Source organism: Aliihoeflea sp. 2WW (genome assembly GCF_000497755.1).
Classification (GTDB): Bacteria; Pseudomonadota; Alphaproteobacteria; order Rhizobiales; family Rhizobiaceae; genus Aliihoeflea.
In genome coordinates, this window is the sequence record NZ_AYOD01000016.1 from 39,989 (window position 1) to 55,892 (window position 15,904).

22 protein-coding genes are annotated in these 15,904 nt (G+C 65.0%); 15 read left to right on the top strand and 7 right to left on the bottom strand.

Going from position 1 to position 15,904, the window contains the following annotated elements:
* Positions 1-139 precede the first annotated feature (139 nt).
* Positions 140-931 carry a hypothetical protein gene (locus ALII_RS0110520; protein ID WP_024587282.1) on the bottom strand — a complete coding sequence of 264 codons (792 nt, stop codon included), beginning with the start codon at positions 929-931 and terminating at the stop codon, positions 140-142.
* 1,475 nt (positions 932-2,406) lie between these two features.
* On the opposite strand from ALII_RS0110520, the gene ALII_RS0110540 reads away from it, so the two are divergent.
* From ALII_RS0110540 to ALII_RS0110560, 5 genes are all read left to right on the top strand, one after another.
* Positions 2,407-3,189, top strand: coding sequence for an SDR family oxidoreductase (locus tag ALII_RS0110540; protein WP_024587283.1), 783 nt, complete (start codon positions 2,407-2,409; stop codon positions 3,187-3,189).
* A 76-nt stretch (positions 3,190-3,265) separates the two neighbouring features.
* The gene (locus ALII_RS0110545; RefSeq protein ID WP_024587284.1) at positions 3,266-3,637 is read left to right on the top strand and encodes a VOC family protein; all 372 of its coding nucleotides are present in this window, start codon (positions 3,266-3,268) and stop codon (positions 3,635-3,637) included.
* A 12-nt stretch (positions 3,638-3,649) separates the two neighbouring features.
* Complete coding sequence (locus ALII_RS0110550; RefSeq protein ID WP_024587285.1) at positions 3,650-4,375, top strand: YafY family protein; 726 nt, start codon at positions 3,650-3,652, stop codon at positions 4,373-4,375.
* A gap of 43 nt (positions 4,376-4,418) precedes the next feature.
* Positions 4,419-4,646, top strand: coding sequence for an NINE protein (locus ALII_RS0110555; RefSeq protein ID WP_024587286.1), 228 nt, complete (start codon positions 4,419-4,421; stop codon positions 4,644-4,646).
* Positions 4,647-4,718: 72 nt separating this feature from the next.
* Positions 4,719-5,240, top strand: coding sequence for a hypothetical protein (locus ALII_RS0110560; RefSeq protein ID WP_024587287.1), 522 nt, complete (start codon positions 4,719-4,721; stop codon positions 5,238-5,240).
* 61 nt (positions 5,241-5,301) lie between these two features.
* On the opposite strand, the gene ALII_RS0110565 is transcribed toward ALII_RS0110560, so the two are convergent.
* Positions 5,302-5,997 carry a DUF1013 domain-containing protein gene (locus ALII_RS0110565; protein WP_024587288.1) on the bottom strand — a complete coding sequence of 232 codons (696 nt, stop codon included), beginning with the start codon at positions 5,995-5,997 and terminating at the stop codon, positions 5,302-5,304.
* A gap of 193 nt (positions 5,998-6,190) precedes the next feature.
* Between ALII_RS0110565 and ALII_RS0110570 the strand changes: the two genes are divergently transcribed.
* On the top strand, positions 6,191-7,192 hold the full coding sequence (locus tag ALII_RS0110570; RefSeq protein WP_024587289.1) for a DUF808 domain-containing protein: 1,002 nt from the start codon (positions 6,191-6,193) through the stop codon (positions 7,190-7,192).
* A gap of 26 nt (positions 7,193-7,218) precedes the next feature.
* Here the strand turns inward: ALII_RS0110570 and ALII_RS0110575 are convergent, their stop codons facing one another.
* Both ALII_RS0110575 and ALII_RS0110580 read right to left on the bottom strand, forming a co-directional pair.
* The gene (locus tag ALII_RS0110575; RefSeq protein ID WP_024587290.1) at positions 7,219-7,953 is read right to left on the bottom strand and encodes a L,D-transpeptidase; all 735 of its coding nucleotides are present in this window, start codon (positions 7,951-7,953) and stop codon (positions 7,219-7,221) included.
* A 112-nt stretch (positions 7,954-8,065) separates the two neighbouring features.
* Positions 8,066-8,479 carry a hypothetical protein gene (locus ALII_RS0110580; RefSeq protein WP_024587291.1) on the bottom strand — a complete coding sequence of 138 codons (414 nt, stop codon included), beginning with the start codon at positions 8,477-8,479 and terminating at the stop codon, positions 8,066-8,068.
* An 84-nt stretch (positions 8,480-8,563) separates the two neighbouring features.
* On the opposite strand from ALII_RS0110580, the gene ALII_RS0110585 reads away from it, so the two are divergent.
* The 3 genes from ALII_RS0110585 to ALII_RS0110595 all read left to right on the top strand — a co-directional run bounded on the left by ALII_RS0110585 (position 8,564) and on the right by ALII_RS0110595 (position 9,844).
* On the top strand, positions 8,564-8,941 hold the full coding sequence (locus ALII_RS0110585) for a DUF6481 family protein (protein WP_024587292.1): 378 nt from the start codon (positions 8,564-8,566) through the stop codon (positions 8,939-8,941).
* 103 nt (positions 8,942-9,044) lie between these two features.
* Positions 9,045-9,326: a YkgJ family cysteine cluster protein gene (locus ALII_RS0110590; RefSeq protein WP_024587293.1), complete on the top strand. Its 282-nt coding sequence runs from the start codon at positions 9,045-9,047 to the stop codon at positions 9,324-9,326.
* Positions 9,327-9,433: 107 nt separating this feature from the next.
* Positions 9,434-9,844 (top strand): SH3 domain-containing protein, encoded by a 411-nt coding sequence (locus tag ALII_RS0110595; protein ID WP_081718965.1) that lies wholly within the window; start codon positions 9,434-9,436, stop codon positions 9,842-9,844.
* Between the two features lie 12 nt (positions 9,845-9,856).
* Here the strand turns inward: ALII_RS0110595 and ALII_RS0110600 are convergent, their stop codons facing one another.
* A complete protein-coding gene (locus ALII_RS0110600) occupies positions 9,857-10,531 on the bottom strand; it encodes a BA14K family protein (RefSeq protein ID WP_024587295.1) in 675 nt (224 codons plus the stop codon).
* Between the two features lie 114 nt (positions 10,532-10,645).
* The gene (locus ALII_RS0110605; protein ID WP_024587296.1) at positions 10,646-11,650 is read right to left on the bottom strand and encodes an NAD(P)H-quinone oxidoreductase; all 1,005 of its coding nucleotides are present in this window, start codon (positions 11,648-11,650) and stop codon (positions 10,646-10,648) included.
* Positions 11,651-11,732: 82 nt separating this feature from the next.
* On the opposite strand from ALII_RS0110605, the gene ALII_RS0110610 reads away from it, so the two are divergent.
* From ALII_RS0110610 to ALII_RS0110620, 3 genes are all read left to right on the top strand, one after another.
* Positions 11,733-11,927 (top strand): DUF1192 domain-containing protein, encoded by a 195-nt coding sequence (locus ALII_RS0110610; protein ID WP_024587297.1) that lies wholly within the window; start codon positions 11,733-11,735, stop codon positions 11,925-11,927.
* A gap of 137 nt (positions 11,928-12,064) precedes the next feature.
* A complete protein-coding gene (locus tag ALII_RS0110615) occupies positions 12,065-13,339 on the top strand; it encodes an MFS transporter (protein WP_024587298.1) in 1,275 nt (424 codons plus the stop codon).
* Positions 13,336-13,599, top strand: coding sequence for a metalloregulator ArsR/SmtB family transcription factor (locus tag ALII_RS0110620; RefSeq protein ID WP_024587299.1), 264 nt, complete (start codon positions 13,336-13,338; stop codon positions 13,597-13,599). The genes ALII_RS0110615 and ALII_RS0110620 overlap by 4 nt, the downstream gene beginning before the upstream one ends.
* A gap of 98 nt (positions 13,600-13,697) precedes the next feature.
* Here the strand turns inward: ALII_RS0110620 and ALII_RS21950 are convergent, their stop codons facing one another.
* On the bottom strand, positions 13,698-13,877 hold the full coding sequence (locus ALII_RS21950; RefSeq protein ID WP_024587300.1) for a DUF465 domain-containing protein: 180 nt from the start codon (positions 13,875-13,877) through the stop codon (positions 13,698-13,700).
* Positions 13,878-14,102: 225 nt separating this feature from the next.
* On the opposite strand from ALII_RS21950, the gene ALII_RS0110630 reads away from it, so the two are divergent.
* From ALII_RS0110630 to ALII_RS0110640, 3 genes are read left to right on the top strand one after another with little or no spacing between them, the layout of a single operon-like run.
* Positions 14,103-14,306: a YdcH family protein gene (locus ALII_RS0110630; RefSeq protein ID WP_024587301.1), complete on the top strand. Its 204-nt coding sequence runs from the start codon at positions 14,103-14,105 to the stop codon at positions 14,304-14,306.
* A 21-nt stretch (positions 14,307-14,327) separates the two neighbouring features.
* On the top strand, positions 14,328-14,825 hold the full coding sequence (gene purE, locus ALII_RS0110635) for a 5-(carboxyamino)imidazole ribonucleotide mutase (RefSeq protein ID WP_024587302.1): 498 nt from the start codon (positions 14,328-14,330) through the stop codon (positions 14,823-14,825).
* Positions 14,822-15,901 carry a 5-(carboxyamino)imidazole ribonucleotide synthase gene (locus ALII_RS0110640; protein ID WP_024587303.1) on the top strand — a complete coding sequence of 360 codons (1,080 nt, stop codon included), beginning with the start codon at positions 14,822-14,824 and terminating at the stop codon, positions 15,899-15,901. The genes purE and ALII_RS0110640 overlap by 4 nt, the downstream gene beginning before the upstream one ends.
* Positions 15,902-15,904: the final 3 nt, after the last annotated feature.

A 15,904-nucleotide genomic window follows, 5' to 3' on the forward strand; every position in this document is an offset into this window, starting at 1 on the left:
CCGTCTGCATCCGGCTTCGGCGGAGCGACAGCGATCCGCCTCAGCGCCCGGTCGAAGTTCTCTTCGGACTCGTCGGATTCGAGTTCTCGCGCGGCTTCGCGAAACTTTTCGATTTGCGGTTGTCTGGAGTCTTTCGCCTTCAAGAGAACGCGTCCTTTGGTCTCTCCCCCAGCTCATCCTCATAAACCAGATCAAAGCTATTTTCCAGAATTTGAAGCCAGAGTTTCCGTTTGGATTTTTCCCATTCGCTACCCGGCTTGGGAAGGCGGTCAATTAGACCTTTGATGATAGGGTCGATGGTCGGGGGTGGTTCACCACCACCGCTACCGCCTCCGCCATTACCCCCGGCTTTCACTTCTGGCTCACTGCCACCTTTGAATGAGGCCGAGGCCGGGATCACGAGACGGTTTCGGCCGCTTTCATAGAAGCCTGCCTCTTCGGCTGAGCGCTCCATCGCCTGTCGCGCTCGGGATGTTTGCTTCGCAGCAACGCCCCAAGAACGGATATCCCGCTCAAATGCTGCTGCCGGTGGCACTACGCCGCCTTTGTAGTTTTCATACGCTAGCTTATAGAGCGGGACCGTAAGGAAAGCCTCTACCTTGGCCTTGCCTTCTTGTGCAGGGTCCATTGCGGCGCGGCCCAACGGTGTTAGACGTAACCCGTCGCTGTTAGAATCGATCATACCGAACATCTTTGCTGTGCCGGTTCGAACCCGAAAACCACTGCTTTTCGGACTTAGATTCATCCATGCGGCTAACTGATCCTCAGTCGCCTCCCCCTGCCCTACGTTCTGATGAATGGCTCGAACCATCATCATCACGTCTTTAAGGTCCATGTAGGGGAACTGAATGGTGGAGCGTTCCCGCTCTGCGCTGGCCGCTTCTGCGGCTTCCGTTGCTACGTCGTCGGCCTGCTCAACGTCTGCGTCCATGTCGAAGGCTCCTCTAGTCCTGTTACGAGGCTGGAACGCCGCGCGAACATTGGATAACAAGCATACCGCGTTATGTGTTCTGGCGCAAGTCTACCGAAATTATGCGGAATGTGGACAGAAACCACTTTGAGCGGTTTGTCGGTATTGACCGCCGCAACCGCGCATGCGATTTTCCATCTGCGGAATCGGCCGCCAACATGCTGATGAGAGTAAAATGAAGAGACCTGCTTAGCCCCTCGCGCTCTGGCCATCGGCGTCAGTGGGGCGGAAAAGCAAAAGGCCGCAAACCCGGTAGGACGGGAATGCGGCCCAGATGACCAGCAGTCGGAAAGAGGTGGTAGACCCTCGCGACCACTAGAGCGTCACATCCTAGAATCGCATCTCTGCCACCTCTTTTCAAGGCCCCTCGCTTGAAAGAGGTAACCCCATGATTTGGGTCAGCCCCTACACGCGCATTCGTTTCGGACGCACCGAAAACGTCTGCGGACACTACCGTAGCCGGTAAATGAGGACGGCGGCGTAGCCGCTTCATCATTCCCACCAACACAATTGCCGAGGCTCATCGCCTCGGCTTTTTCTTTCGTTCCTCATATCGCCAGAGCGGTAGTCTCAGTTGGACAGCTTCCGGTAATGCTCGTCCTTAGACCGCAGCAGGTCTGCGATATGTGAGGCGCCTTTCACGCTCTTCAAGGCACGGCTGGTGCGTTACTGATCGTCGAAACCGAGGGCGGAACGGTTGAAATAGCGGAACTCGAACTCGGCAAGATAGCAGTGCAGGTGGTTTCGGCACAATGGGTGAGAGGGGACCGCCGGAGGCGGTGGAGGGGGTGCATCCCGAAATAGCCTCCTACAAAACTTACCCCCCTCCCCCAAACCTCCCCTACAATCCGTCCCATCGCTCTGACGGGAACCGGTCCGGACCGGGATTTGGCAGGGCGGCGGTGGCCTCCCCCTGTGGCGTGGTAAACCACAGGCACGTGAGGGCGCGGGACAGGTCGGCGTGGGCGGCGGGCAATGCCATCGGGGCAGAAGCGCAAAACCCATGCGGGAAAAGCCGTGGGCGCACCTTTTTCAAAGGCGCGTCTGTGACCGGCCGAAAGCGCGACAGACACCGGGCGACGGTCTGCGGATCGCGTTACATTTAGAAATCAGGAAGCGAAACGCAGACCGCCGCCTTCCCGACTTTCTCTCTCCCCATGATCCGGCCAATGCGGCGCGGTGCCGGCGGAGCTTGCCTTCTCCCCTTGTGGGAGAAGGTGGGTGAGCGAAGCGAACTCGGATGAGGGGTAAAGCGCAAACGTCACAGAATGAACGCGATCGCCCGCGCATCACCCCTCACCCGGATCACCAGCCGATCTGCGAAGTGCAGATCGGGGCGATCCGACCTCTCCCACAAGGGGAGAGGCAAGGCCGCGCCTTGTCCCCCCTCGTCCCCACCCGTTATAGACTGTCGTCCAAACAGGAAGGAAATCACCATGGTTCTGGACGGAAAGACGGCGATCGTGACGGGGGCGGCGGGCGGCATTGGTTATGCGATCGCGGAGCGCTTCCTGCGCGAGGGCGCCCGCGTGATGTTCGCCGATATCGACGTCGAGAAGGGCGAGCGCGCCGAGGCCGATCTGCAAAAGCTCGGCGATGCGCGCTTCGTGAAGGCCGACGTGTCGAAGCGGCTCGACGTCCACAACATGGTCGCCGCCACCATCGACGCCTTCGGCGACATTGACGTCCTCGTCAACAATGCCGGCATCGTCCACGGCGCGGAGTTCCTGGAAATCTCCGAGGAGGATTTCGACCGCGTCCTCGCCGTCAATCTGAAGGGCTCGTTTCTGGCAGGCCAGGCCGTCGCCCGCTTCATGGTCGACAAGGTCAATGACGGCAAGCCGGCCGGCAGCATCGTCAACATGTCGTCGATCAACGCCGTCTTCGCACTGCCCAACCAGGTGCCCTATTCGATCTCCAAGGGCGGCGTGATGCAGTTGACCAAGGTCATGGCGCTGGCGCTCGCGCCATACGGCATCCGCGTCAACGCCATCGGGCCGGGCTCGATCATGACCGACATGCTGTCGGCCGTGAACGCCGACCCGGCGGCCAAGAACCGCATCCTGTCGCGCACGCCCATGGGCCGCATCGGCGAGCCCTCCGAGATCGCCTCCGTCGCCGCCTTCCTCGCCTCCGACGACGCCTCCTACATCACCGGCCAGACCATCTACGCCGATGGCGGGCGCCTGCCGCTGAACTATACCGTTCCCGTGAAGTAGCTGACAGCTCCTGACACAATGCTGTCAGGAGCCCGGGCGCATGATAGTCCCTCAACGCTCTGCGAGAGGGACCGCCATGAGCCATCATCTGCCGAAGAACGCCGCCGTCTGGTTTGAAATCCCGGTCACCGACATGGCGAGGGCTAAGGCCTTCTACGCCACCGTCACCGGTCACGAACTGGAAGATCAGGAAGGCGCGCCGAACCCGATGGCGAATTTTCCCATCGCCGATATGCGCGAGGGCGTCGCGGGCCACATCTATCCCGGCAGGCCCGCCGCGCCCGGCACAGGCCCCACCATCCATCTCGCGGTCTCCGACCTCGAAGCGGCAATGGAGCGCGTGTCTTCGAATGGCGGACAGGTCGTCTCGCCCGTGATATCCATACCGGCCGGCCGCTTTTGCTATTGCCTCGATCCCGACGGCAACAGCTTCGGCCTGTTCAGTTGAGGATAAGCCCAGATGCGGCGCGCCGACCGGCTGTTCCAGATCGTGCAATATCTCCGCGGCGGCCGCCTCGTCACCGCGCACATGCTGGCCGAGCGGCTGGAAGTGTCCGACCGCACCATCTACCGCGACATCGCCGACCTGCAGTCGACCGGCGTGCCGATCGATGGCGAGGCGGGCGTCGGCTACATCTTGAGGGAAGGCTTCGACCTTCCGCCGCTGATGTTCACGCGTGACGAAATCGTCGCCCTCGTCGCCGGCGCGCGCATGGTGCGCGCCTTCGGCGGGGCGGCGATGGCGCGCGCGGCGGAGGAGGCGCTGGTCAAGATTTCGGCCGTCCTGCCCGACGCCGAGCGCACCCGCATCGACCGCACCGAAATCCACATGCCGCTTTGGGTCGTCTCGGAGGCCGAGCGTCAGATGATCGACACGCTGGAGCGCGCGGTCGAGGCGCGGCACGTCCTGACGATCGACTATCGCGACGAAGCCGGCGCCTCGTCCAGCCGCGACATCCGCCCGCTCGGCCTGTGGTTCTGGGGCAAGGTGTGGACCGTCGTCGGCTGGTGCGAACTGCGCGGCGACTTCCGCGCCTTCCGCATCGACCGCATCGCCTCCATCACCTGCGACGGCCGCATCTTCCGCCACGAGCGCGGCAAGCAGCTCGCCGATTTCTACCGCCAGATGGAACGCGACGAGGCCGCGCGCGACTGGGCGCATCGCCGCTCGCAAAACGCGCCTTGAATACCTATCTCTCGCCCGAACTGATCCGAACCGGAGCGAGACCATGAAATCGGGACCCGTTGCATTTCTTCTGTGGCTGTTGGGCCTCGTCGGCTTCTGCGGCCTCCACCGCTTCTACACCGGCCGCATCTGGACCGGCATCCTGTGGCTCCTGACGCTCGGCCTGCTCGGCATCGGCCAGATCATCGACCTTTTCCTGCTGCCCTCGATGGTGCGCGAAGCCAATCTCGAACACCGCGTCGAGACGATGGAGGCGGGGCGGGTTCGGTAGGACTTTTCCTGCAACGATCCCGTGCCTTTGTCGTTGGGTTTTCAAGAACGATCCAACGAAGAAAGGACAGTGATGGCCCTCAATCGGAAACAGGAAGAGCGCGCGCTCGACAAGGACGAGCGCGAACTGGTGGCGAAGTCGCATCATCCCGCCTTGCAGGACCTCGGCGACAAGGAACTGACCTCGCTGGTCAAGCTCCTGCGCGAGCGACGCGACAAGGCCAGCGGCGAAGTCCAGCGGCGCCGGCGCGAGATGCGCGGCAAGGCAGCGCCCAAGGGAGCCGAGCCGGCCGCCTCCGCATCCGGCAACAAGGCGAAGCTCGAAGTCCTCGCGACCGCGATGCGCCGCCTGAACTCGGAAGCCGCCCGACGCGAGCGCATGGCATCGCAGGTCTCGCAGGCCGAATTGTCGCAAAAGGCGCTGAAGCTGAAGAAGAAGGCCGATGGCGACGACGCGCCCGCCAACACGCGCCACGCCCACAAGGGCATGCGCAAGGCGGCGTCGGACCGGCGCCAGAACCTCGTCCGGCCGATGGAACTCGGCCGTCAGCGAAAGGCCGGAGCGGTCGCGCAGGCCAAGCGCGATTCGAAATAGTCTCCCCAAACGAAAAAGGGCGCCGCGCGGCGCCCTTTTTTGCATGTCTTGACGATGCCGCTCAGTAGCGGTTGTCGTCCTCGTCTTCGTCCGGCTGGGTCGACTTCAGCGACGACAGCTTGGCGAACACCGCATCGGCGTCGAGTTCCTGATCGTCGCGATCCTCGCCCACCTCCAGCGATTCCGTGTCGCGCGCCGGAAGCAGGGTGCCGCCGACAGGCTCGGGCGCCGGCATGCCGCGCGAGGCCTTCTGCACTTCGAGGTCGAGGTCGATCTGCGAGCAAAGGCCGAGCGTCACCGGGTCCATCGGCACAAGATTGGCCGCGTTCCAGTGCTTGCGCTCGCGGATCTGCTCGATGGTCGACTTGGTCGTGCCGACGAGGCGCGAAATCTGCGCGTCTTTCAGTTCGGGATGGTTGCGCACCAGCCAGAGGATCGCGTTGGGACGATCCTGGCGCTTGGACACCGGCGTGTAGCGCGGCGTGCGGCGCTTGGACTCGGGAACGCGCACCTTCGGCTCGGCAAGCTTCAACCGATAGTTGGAATCGGCCTCACCCTTGGATATTTCGTCGCGCGAGAGCTGGCCGGTAATGACCGGGTCGAGCCCCTTGATCCCCTGAGCGGCCTCGCCATCGGCGATCGCCTTCACTTCGAGCGGGTGCAGCGTACAAAATTGCGCGATCTGGTCGAAGGACAAGGCGGTGTTGTCGACCAGCCAGACGGCGGTGGCCTTGGGCATGAGAAGCGTGTTGGCCATGAGATAAATCCTTCCTGTTCGCCCGCGGTCCCTGCCGCGGGCGGTGGGCAGAGCCACCAATATGGGAAAATCAGGGTTGCATATAAACGCATTTGCCGCCGATCGCAACGCATCGCCGTCGAGGGCCCGGATATTGTAAAGACCGGCCCAGACCTTCTACCAATAGGCAGGACACTGGCGAACCGGAGCTGAAATGAGCGGACTTCTCGCGCTTCTGGACGACGTCGCCGCCTTGGCGAAACTTGCCGCAGCCCATGTCGACGACGTCGCCGCACAGGCGGGCCGCGTGGGCGTCAAGGTCGCTGGGTCGGTGATCGACGACACCGCCAAGGCCGGGGCGAAATCGCTCGGCGTCGTCATCGACGATACGGCCGTGACGCCGAAATACGTCCAGCATCTGCCGGCAGCGCGCGAACTGCCGATCGTCTGGAAGATCGCGCGGGGATCGATCGTCAATAAGCTGGTCATCCTGTTGCCTCTCGCACTGCTGCTCGACAATTTCGCGCCATGGCTGATGACGCCGCTCCTGATGCTTGGCGGCGCCTATCTGTGTTTCGAGGGCGCCGAGAAGGTCGCGCATCTCTTCATGGGCCACGAGGACGGCGCTCATGACGAGCCGCACGCGCTCGACGCAGCTCGGCTGGAAGAAGAGAGAGTTGCGGGGGCGATCAAGACCGATTTCATCTTGTCGGCCGAGATCATGACTATCGCGCTCGCGGCGATCGAGGCGCAGGGCGTGCTGACGCGGGGCATCGTGCTCGCGCTGGTCGCCATCGGCATCACGGCGCTGGTCTATGGGGCGGTCGCATTACTGGTGAAGATGGACGATGCCGGGCTGAAGCTTGCCCAGATCGGACGCCTCTCAGCAACGCGCGCCTTCGGCCGATGGCTGGTGAAGGCGATGCCGGGGATCATGACCGCGATATCGACCATCGGAACCGCAGCGATGCTGTGGGTGGGCGGCCAGATCGTCACCCACGGGCTCGAGGTGCTGGGTTTCGGCGCGATCGCCCATTTCATCGAGACGGCAGCGACCGGCGCGGCCCATTTGGTCGGCCTGGCCGAGGCGGCGGTGGAATGGATCGTCGTCGCAGCGCTCGACGGCGTGTTCGGACTGGCACTCGGTCTCGTCCTTTTGCCGATCGTCGGCCGGGTCTTCGTACCGGCATTTGCAGCCTTGCGCGGGAGGGGTTGAGCCCCTCCCGCGATTTCGCGGTCGGTTCAGTCCGCAGAAGCGACCAGATCTTCGCCGATCGCATGATTGACGACGAGCGCACTTCCATCGCGCACATTGTCGTGAAGATGGATGATATCCTGATTGATCAGGCGAATGCAGCCCGACGAGATCGCCTTGCCGATCGACCAGGGCTGATGCGTTCCGTGGACGCGATAGATCGTGTCGCGCCCGCCTTGATGGATATAGAGCGCGCGTGCGCCCATCGGGTTTGTCGCACTCGGCTCCATGCCGCCATTGGCGATCGAATAGGGCTTGAGCTCGGGCTGTCGCTCGACCATCGAATCCGGCGGCGTCCACCGCGGCCAGACGCGCTTGTAGGCGATCACTGCGCGCCCCTCCCAGGAAAAGCCCTGCCGGCCGACGCCGATCCCATAGCGCATGGCGCGGCCATTGGGGCGGACGTGGTAGAGATATTTCTCGCCGGTCTCGACGACGAGCGTTCCCGGCGTCTCGTCGCTCTCATAGTCGACTTCCTGACGCCACCAGCGCGGCTCCATCTGCGCCACGTCGACGGCCGGAACCTCGAACTGTTCGTCGGGAAGAGCATCGTACATCAGCGGGCGCACCGGCGGCACGGGTTCGGCTGCGGGGGCCGGGGCCGCGACCTGCGGACCGGGCGAGGACACGCAGCCCGAAAGCAGGAGAGAGCCGGCGCCCAGCATGAAGGAGCGACGGCCGACGCCTCCGGTCAAGCCGGAAGCGCGAGTATGGATGGTCATGATTGCCTCGAAGGAAGGAAGTAAAGTTCAGCGTGTCAGGCGACCGATGAAATCGGATGCACGCGACGGGTGCGCGCGCTCCTTCGGCCGTCGGCACGATGCTTGAAGGGGTTCAGGCGAAATGGGCCGCCAGCTTCGGGGGCCGGTCGATCCCGGCCGGCCGCAGCGGCAGATCGAGCCTGGTTGCGCCGGCGGCAAATTCGGCGCTGCCGCTGCCGGCAGGCAGCGTGATGCCGGTCTCGAGGATCGCGACGAGGCCGTGGCATGGCGGAGCGATGATGCCGTCATGCGGGAGCGCGTCGGGCGCGCTCGCCTGCATGGAGACGGCGATCGGGTGAAGACAGGCACGACCCTGACCGTCCAGCCAGCCGCTCGCCTGTGCCGGCGCGACAAGCGCAAGGCAGAAGGCGAGGATCACGAGAAGGGGCCGCAGGCAGATCATGCCGGTGCCGATAGGGACCGAAAGTGGCGAGAATGGTTCGCCGCCGCTTTCGCGCTTCGATGCCGGGCCGGCGATGACACGCAAGTTGATGCCGCTTTGCGGATGCCGGCTGGATGTTGGCGCGGATATTCTCTAAAGGGAGGCCTCACTCTCACAAGAAAGCCAGCTTTGTCGATCTCCAAGCACCAGAATTTCCAGGACCGCCGCGCTGCGGCCGATGCCGCCAAGAAGGAACTGCTCGAAAAGTTCAAGGCGCGTCCGGCGTCCGATTCGCCCGAAATGCTCGCCAAGCAGGCCGAGCGCGCGCGCATCGCCGCCGAGCGTGAAAAGCGCGCCGCCGAACGCGAACAGGCACGACGCGAGAAGGCCGAGCGCCTGCAGCGCGAGGAAGAAGCGCGCAAGGCCGCCGCCGAAGAAGCGGCGAATGCCGACCGTCTCGCCAAGGAAGAGGCCGACAAGGCCCGCATCGAGCAGGTGATGCAGTACGAGGCGGAGCGCAAGGCAGCGCGCGACGCCCGTTACGCTGCGCGCAAGGCGCGCAAGTAAGCTGACCCGGCTCGCCGCGAGCGGCCCGCGCCCGCCGACATTGCAGCTTTCATATCCGCACCCCGCTCCGGCTTCGCCGGGCGGGCCGCAAGGCCGCGCGCTGATGGATGCGGATTGCCAGAACTGCGGCGCGTGCTGCGCCTATTCGTCCGCCTGGCCGCGATTTTCGACCGAGGACGAAGCCGATCTGGCGCTGCTGCCGCCATCGCTGGTCTCGGCCGATCTCGCCGGCATGGCCTGCAATGGCTCACGCTGTGCGGCGCTTATCGGCGATGTCGGCCGGGCGACGAGTTGCGCCGTCTATGCGATCCGGCCGGTGGTCTGCCGCGAATGCGAACCCGGCGGCGACGATTGCCTGATGGCCCGACGCGCCTACGGGCTTTGACGGCGGTACGCTTTTTCGCGAATGCCCTTCACGCACCGGCCAGGCTCGCTTAACTTCATGTGAAGACGCGCCAGCTATGAAGCGTGCATGACATTTCGGAGTGCCGGATGAGAGCGGCAACAGCATTTTTCGGAGCCTTGCTGCTGGCGGTAGCCCTGGGCATCGGCTGGTGGTCGCCGGTCGAGCGCACGGAGCCGATTGCGGTCAGCTCCATCCCCAGCACACCGCCGGCCGAGCCGGCAGCACCCGGACCGCAGCTTCCCGCTTCGCCCGGAATCGAACCGGTGCGCGAGGAGCCGGTGGAAGTCGCCGCGCCGGAAACCGACGCCGACATCTTCACCACGACCGCCAATGTGCGGCTGCGCAGCGGCCCTTCATCCAATTTCGGTATCGTCTGGACGGCGCCGGCGGGCACGCGCGTCCGCTCGCTCCAGGTCGACGGCAATTGGCATTTCGTAACCACGGCCGAATATGAAGGCTGGATCTACAACCGCTACCTCCAGCCGGCGGGCGGCTGACGCGGCTCCTGCCTATTCGCACTGCTGGCGCGGTCCGCCGCCGTAAGGCTGATAGCTGTTGTCTTCCGGGCGGTAGGAGCGGTAGCGGTCGAAGCACGACTGCACGTGGCGCGAGGCCGTCTCGACATGGCGCCCGCTCTGGGAGGTCGGCTCCTCCATTGCCGCCTGCGCGACCATCATCGTTTCGCCCGCCTGACCGGACTCGGCGTAGGGAGACGCGCAGGTTTTGCTGCCGCCGCCATAGGGCGTGTAGCTGTTCGTTTCGGGGCGATAGGAGCGGTAGCGCTCGGCGCACCACTGGAGATGCGCGACGGGCAACCCGGCATCCTGCATTCCGTCGGCCGGCGCCTCGCCGATTGCAAAGGTGGTCGTTTCGTCGATTGCCGCCTCCTGACCGGGCCAGGCTGAAGGGTCCGCGCTGGCGAGCGTGATCTCCTCACCCGCGCCGGCCTCGGCCGTCATCTCCGGCTCCGGCGGCAGCGGCGCCGCGGCCACCCGCTCCAGATCCTGAGCGCCCGGATCGATGGCTCTCGCTTCGGCCGTCCACAAATCCGCGACGTCCTGCGTCGGGCCTGTCTTCACGGCCACCGGCTTGGCGGACAACGTATAGGTCGCCAGCACCGCGCCCCCTGCAAACATGCCCAGCGACAGCGTGAATCCTGTGGCGGCGGCGAGAAGGGGTTTCATCGGGCTCTCCATTCGTTGACCGAAGGAGAATGCGAATCGGCGCGCCCAGGTTCCGACATTTTGCTCGGACCCTCGGCACGCCGTCGATGTCAGCGCGGCGTCGACCGGGCGGAATCAGGCCACGTCGAGCACGATCTTGCCGACATGATCGCCCTCTTCCATCCGCTCATGCGCACGCCATGCGTCCTTCAGCGGGAAGATCATGTCCATCACCGGGGCGATCTCGCGCGAGGCGAGCAAAGGCCAGATGCGCGCCTCCAGTTCCGAAGCGATCTTCGCCTTGAAGTCGGTCGTGCGCGGACGCAGCGTCGAGCCGGTATGGGTCAGCCGCTTGACCATCAGCTTGGAATAGTTCGCCTCGCCGGTGGCGCCGCTCATCGTGGCGATCTGGACGATGCGCCCGTCGATGGCGGCGGCGTCGTAATTGCGCCCGACATAGGACCCGCCGACCATGTCGAGGATGACCTCGACGCCCTTGCCGCCGGTGATCTCCTTGACCACTGCGACGAAATCCTCCTCGCGATAGTTGATCGCCCGCACCGCGCCGAGCGCCTCGCAGGCGTCGCACTTCTCCTTCGATCCGGCCGTGACGATGACCTTCGCGCCGAGCTTCGTCGCGATCTGGATCGCCGTCGTGCCGATCCCCGACGAGCCGCCATGGACGAGAAGCGTCTCGCCCGGCTGCAGGCCGCCGCGCTGGAAGACGTTGTGCCAGACGGTGAAGAAGGTTTCCGGGATCGCCGCCGCCTCGGTGAAGGTGAAGCCGTGCGGAATCGGCAGTGCGTTGGTCTCGTGGACGCGGCAATATTCGGCATAGGCGCCGCCCGGCGTCAGCGCCGTGACCGTATCGCCGACGCGCCAGCGCGTGACGCCCGGCCCGACCGCGGCGACTTCGCCCGCCGCCTCGAGGCCCGGCAGGTCGGACGCGTCCGGCGGCGGCGGATAGGCGCCCTTGCGCTGCTGGATATCCGGCCGGTTGACGCCCGCCGCCCTGACGCGGATCAGGATCTCGCCCGCGCGCAATTCGGGAAGCCCGCGCCGTTCGGGCTTCAGGACGAGCGGTCCCCCCGGCTCGGTGATCGCGACCGCGGTCATCTTTTCCGGCAGGGTGTGGCTCATCTCGTACTCCTTCGCGGGGTTTGATCGGCAAGGTCTCCTTATGTAGGCTTAGCGGGTTGCGATCAAACCGGAGAAATGCGCCATGGCCATTTTCGACGACGAATCGATCCGAAAGACGCAAGTCCACGAAATCGGTCAGGACCTGTCGCTGTTGTCCGTCGGCGAACTGGGCGACCGGATCGAGGCATTGCGGGCCGAGATCGCCCGGCTCGAAGCCGATATCGCAGGCAAGAGCTCCACGCGCTTGGCAGCCGAGGCGCTCTTCAGGCGCACGTGACGATGAAGGGCGCGGGCTGATCGCCCTTCGGCGACGGTTTTGCCGATGCGGCTGTCGCACCCGCGCCGTCAAAACGACGTAAAGGGTCTATTGTCCCGGCGCCTCGATGCCGCTTCGAACGCTATGAGATTCGCCTGATGTTCATGTCCTTCCGCCCCGTACTGTCTCTGCTCTGGGGCACAGCCTTCCTGCTTGCCGGATCGGGCCTGCATGGCCTCATCCTGCCCTTGCGCGGCCAGGCGGAAGGGTTTTCGACGACGGCGCTCGGCCTTTTGGGCACGGCCTGGGCGGTCGGCTTCGTCGCCGGCTGCTACATGGCGCCGCGCCTGGTGCGCAAGGTCGGTCATGTCCGCGCCTACGGCGCCTTCGCCGCCACCGCCTCCATCGTCGCGCTGATGACCGGCATCTGGATCAACGAATATGCCTGGATCATCCTGCGCATGTTCACCGGCTTCGCGATGGCCGGCGCGTTCATGGTCATCGAAAGCTGGCTCAACGAGCGCTCGTCCAACGAGAACCGCGGCACCGTCTTCGGCCTTTACATGATGGTCACCTATGCCTCGATCATGGCCGGCCAGATGGTCGTCGCCTCGGCCGACATCGGCAATGGCTCCCTCTTCATGATGGCCGGCATCCTTTTCTGCGCCTCGCTGATCCCGACGGCGATCTCCTCGGCGATGGCACCGAAACCGCTGCAGAGCGTCTCGCTCGACCTGAAGGGCCTCTACCGCAACTCGCCGGTCGCCTCCGCCGCCTGCCTTCTCGTCGGCATCGCCAATGGCGCCTGGGGCACGCTCGGCGCGGTCTATGGCGCGCGGATCGGCATCTCGACCTTCGAGATCGCGCTGATGATGAGCCTCGTGGTGCTGGCCGGCGCGCTGGCGCAGATGCCGGTCGGGCGCCTGTCGGACCGCATGGACCGGCGCTACGTTCTCGCCGGCGCGGCCGCAGGCTGCGGCGTCATCGCGCTTTTGATCTTCGTCGCCATGCCCCGCTCGGGCGCCGCCGTCCTCGTCATGACGGCGGCCTATGGCATGCTCGCCTACACGCTCTACTCCATCGCCGTCGCGCACGCCAACGACCATGCGAGCCCGGAGGATTTCGTCAAGGTATCGGGCGGGCTGCTGCTGCTTTATGGCTTCGGCACCATGATCGGACCGGTGATCGGTGCGCCGCTGATGGATTACATGCGCCCCGAAAGCCTGTTCCTGGCGACCGCGCTGCCGCATTTCGTACTGGCCGGCTATACGCTGCTTCGCATCTCGCGCCGCGCACCGGTGGCGAGCGAGGACAAGGAGGCGTTCAAGACGCTGCCCTCCGAACGCGCCGTCACGCCGCAGGCGGTGCTGCTCGATCCGCGCAGCGACATGGACACGGTCGAACACCCCGAAGAGCGGCAGGACGCCGCATGATGAAGGCCGACGCCTTCGCGGCCATCGCCGACGCCAACCGGCGCCATCTGCTGGAGGAATTGCGGCGTGGCCCGAAGACGGTCACCGAACTCGCCGAAGGCCTGCCCGTCTCGCGCCCGGCGGTCTCGCAGCACCTGAAGGCGCTGCGCGATGCTGGTCTCGTCTCGGCCAGGAACGAAGGCACGCGCCGCGTCTACCGCGTCGAGGAGGCGGGGTTCCTGAAACTCAATCTGTGGCTGGACCAGTTCTGGCAGGCGTGAGGCGGGGCCCAAAAACAAAGCCGGCGGCGCTGGCGCCACCGGCAGGTTGCCTCGTCTGATCTGAGCATCGGATCGACCGATGCGCCGAGCGTTTCCGCTCAGTGTCGTGTCGGTTGTGACCGGAGTTTTTCCATTTCGTCCTTCAGGGCCAGCTTTCGCCGCTTCAGGGACGCTATCTCGAGCGGGTCGGTAGAGGGATGCATCATCACCTCATCGATCCGGCGTTCGATATCGCCGTGTTTGCGCTGGAGTTCCTGTAGATGGGACGCAAGAGACATTCCGGGCTCTCCCTTCCTGGTTCCTCGTTTGCGTGCGTTCCGTCCGGCTCCCGGTTGGAACCGGATATGACAGCACGATGACAGTCTGCCACCGCTTTCAAATGCTGTCGAACATCTCGTAGTAGCATTTGCTGACGATCCGACATGTGTTATGAATCGCGCACGAGGACTGTGCGTCGCGCGGCCTACTCCCGCGAGCGCGCTCGCTTTCTTTAGACGGTGAAAATGTCGGAACAGGATCAGGCGGAGATTCGTCTCGAATTTGCCCGGACCAAGCAGGAACATGCGGATTTCGACGCGGCCATAAATGCTATGATGAAGGTCGGCTGCGACCCGCTCCAGATCCAGCGCATGAAGAAGAAGAAGCTCGCCCTCAAGGACAGGCTGTCCCAGCTCGAGGACGGCATCATCCCCGACATCATCGCCTGACAGGCCTGACGGAGCATCGCCATGGCCGACCAACGCGCCGCAATCGCCATCATCATGGGCAGCCAGTCCGACTGGGCGACGATGCGCCACGCGGCCGAGACGCTCGATGCGCTCGGTCTTGCCCATGATTCGCGGATCGTCTCCGCCCATCGCACGCCCGACCGGCTCTACGATTTCGCCAAGAGCGCGAAGGCGGACGGGTTCAAGGTCATCATCGCCGGCGCCGGCGGCGCGGCACATCTGCCGGGCATGACGGCGGCGATGACGCCGCTGCCGGTCTTCGGCGTGCCGGTCGAATCGAAGGCGCTGTCGGGCCAGGATTCGCTTCTCTCCATCGTCCAGATGCCGGCCGGCATCCCCGTCGGCACGCTTGCCATCGGCAAGGCGGGCGCCGTCAACGCCGCGCTGATGGCCGCAGCCGTGCTCGCCCTTTACGACGATGCCCTCGCCGGGCGGCTCGACGCCTGGCGCGACAAGCAGACGAAGGCCGTCGCCGAACGGCCGAAGGATGAGGCATGAGCGCGCTCGCGCCGGGCTCGACGATCGGCATCATCGGCGGCGGCCAGCTCGGCCGAATGCTGGCGATGGCGGCGGCCCGCCTCGGCTACCGAACGATCGTGCTCGACCCCGAGGGCGACTGCCCGGCCGCGCAGGTGGCGAACGAGCAGATCGTCGCCGCCTATGACGACGCGCACGGTCTGGCGCGGCTCGGCACGGCGTGCGACGTCGTCACCTACGAATTCGAGAACGTGCCGGTGAACGCCGCGCGCAGCCTCGCCGCCAGCCACGCCGTCTACCCGCCGCCGCGCGCGCTCGAAGTCGCGCAGGACCGGCTGACGGAAAAGGAATTCCTCAACAAGGCCGGCATCCCCACCGCGCCGTTCCGAGCGGTCGACAGCGGCGCGGAACTGACCGAGGCGCTCGATATCATGGGCGGCTCAGGCGTCTTGAAGACCCGGCGCCTCGGCTATGACGGCAAGGGCCAGAAGATCTTTCGCGACGCCGGCGGCGACCAGACGCATGGCGTCTACGAGGGCATGGGCGGCGTACCGCTGATTCTCGAAGGCTTCGTGCCCTTCGCGACCGAAATCTCGGTGGTCGCCGCGCGCTGCCAGGACGGGACGAGCCGCGCCTTCGACCCGGCCGAAAACCTCCACCGCGGCGGCATCCTGAAAAGCTCGACCGTGCCCGCGAAAGTCGCGCCACAGACCATCGAGGCCGCCCGCGCGGCCACGCTGCGCATCCTCGACGCGCTCGACTATGTCGGCGTCATCGGCGTCGAGTTCTTCGTGCTGGGCGACGGCTCGGTCATCGCCAACGAGATCGCCCCGCGCGTCCACAATTCCGGCCACTGGACGGAAGCCGCCTGCGCCGTCTCCCAATTCGAACAACACATCCGCGCCATCACCGGCCTGCCGCTGGGCGACCCGAAGCGGCATTCGGATTGTGTGATGGAGAATTTGATCGGGGATGAGGTGGGAATGGTGGGGGAGTTGCTTGCCGAGCCGGATCTGGTGCTGCATCTTTATGGGAAGAGCGAAGCCCGGCCGGGGCGGAAAATGGGACATTTTACGCGGCTGATGCGGAGGGGATAGGAG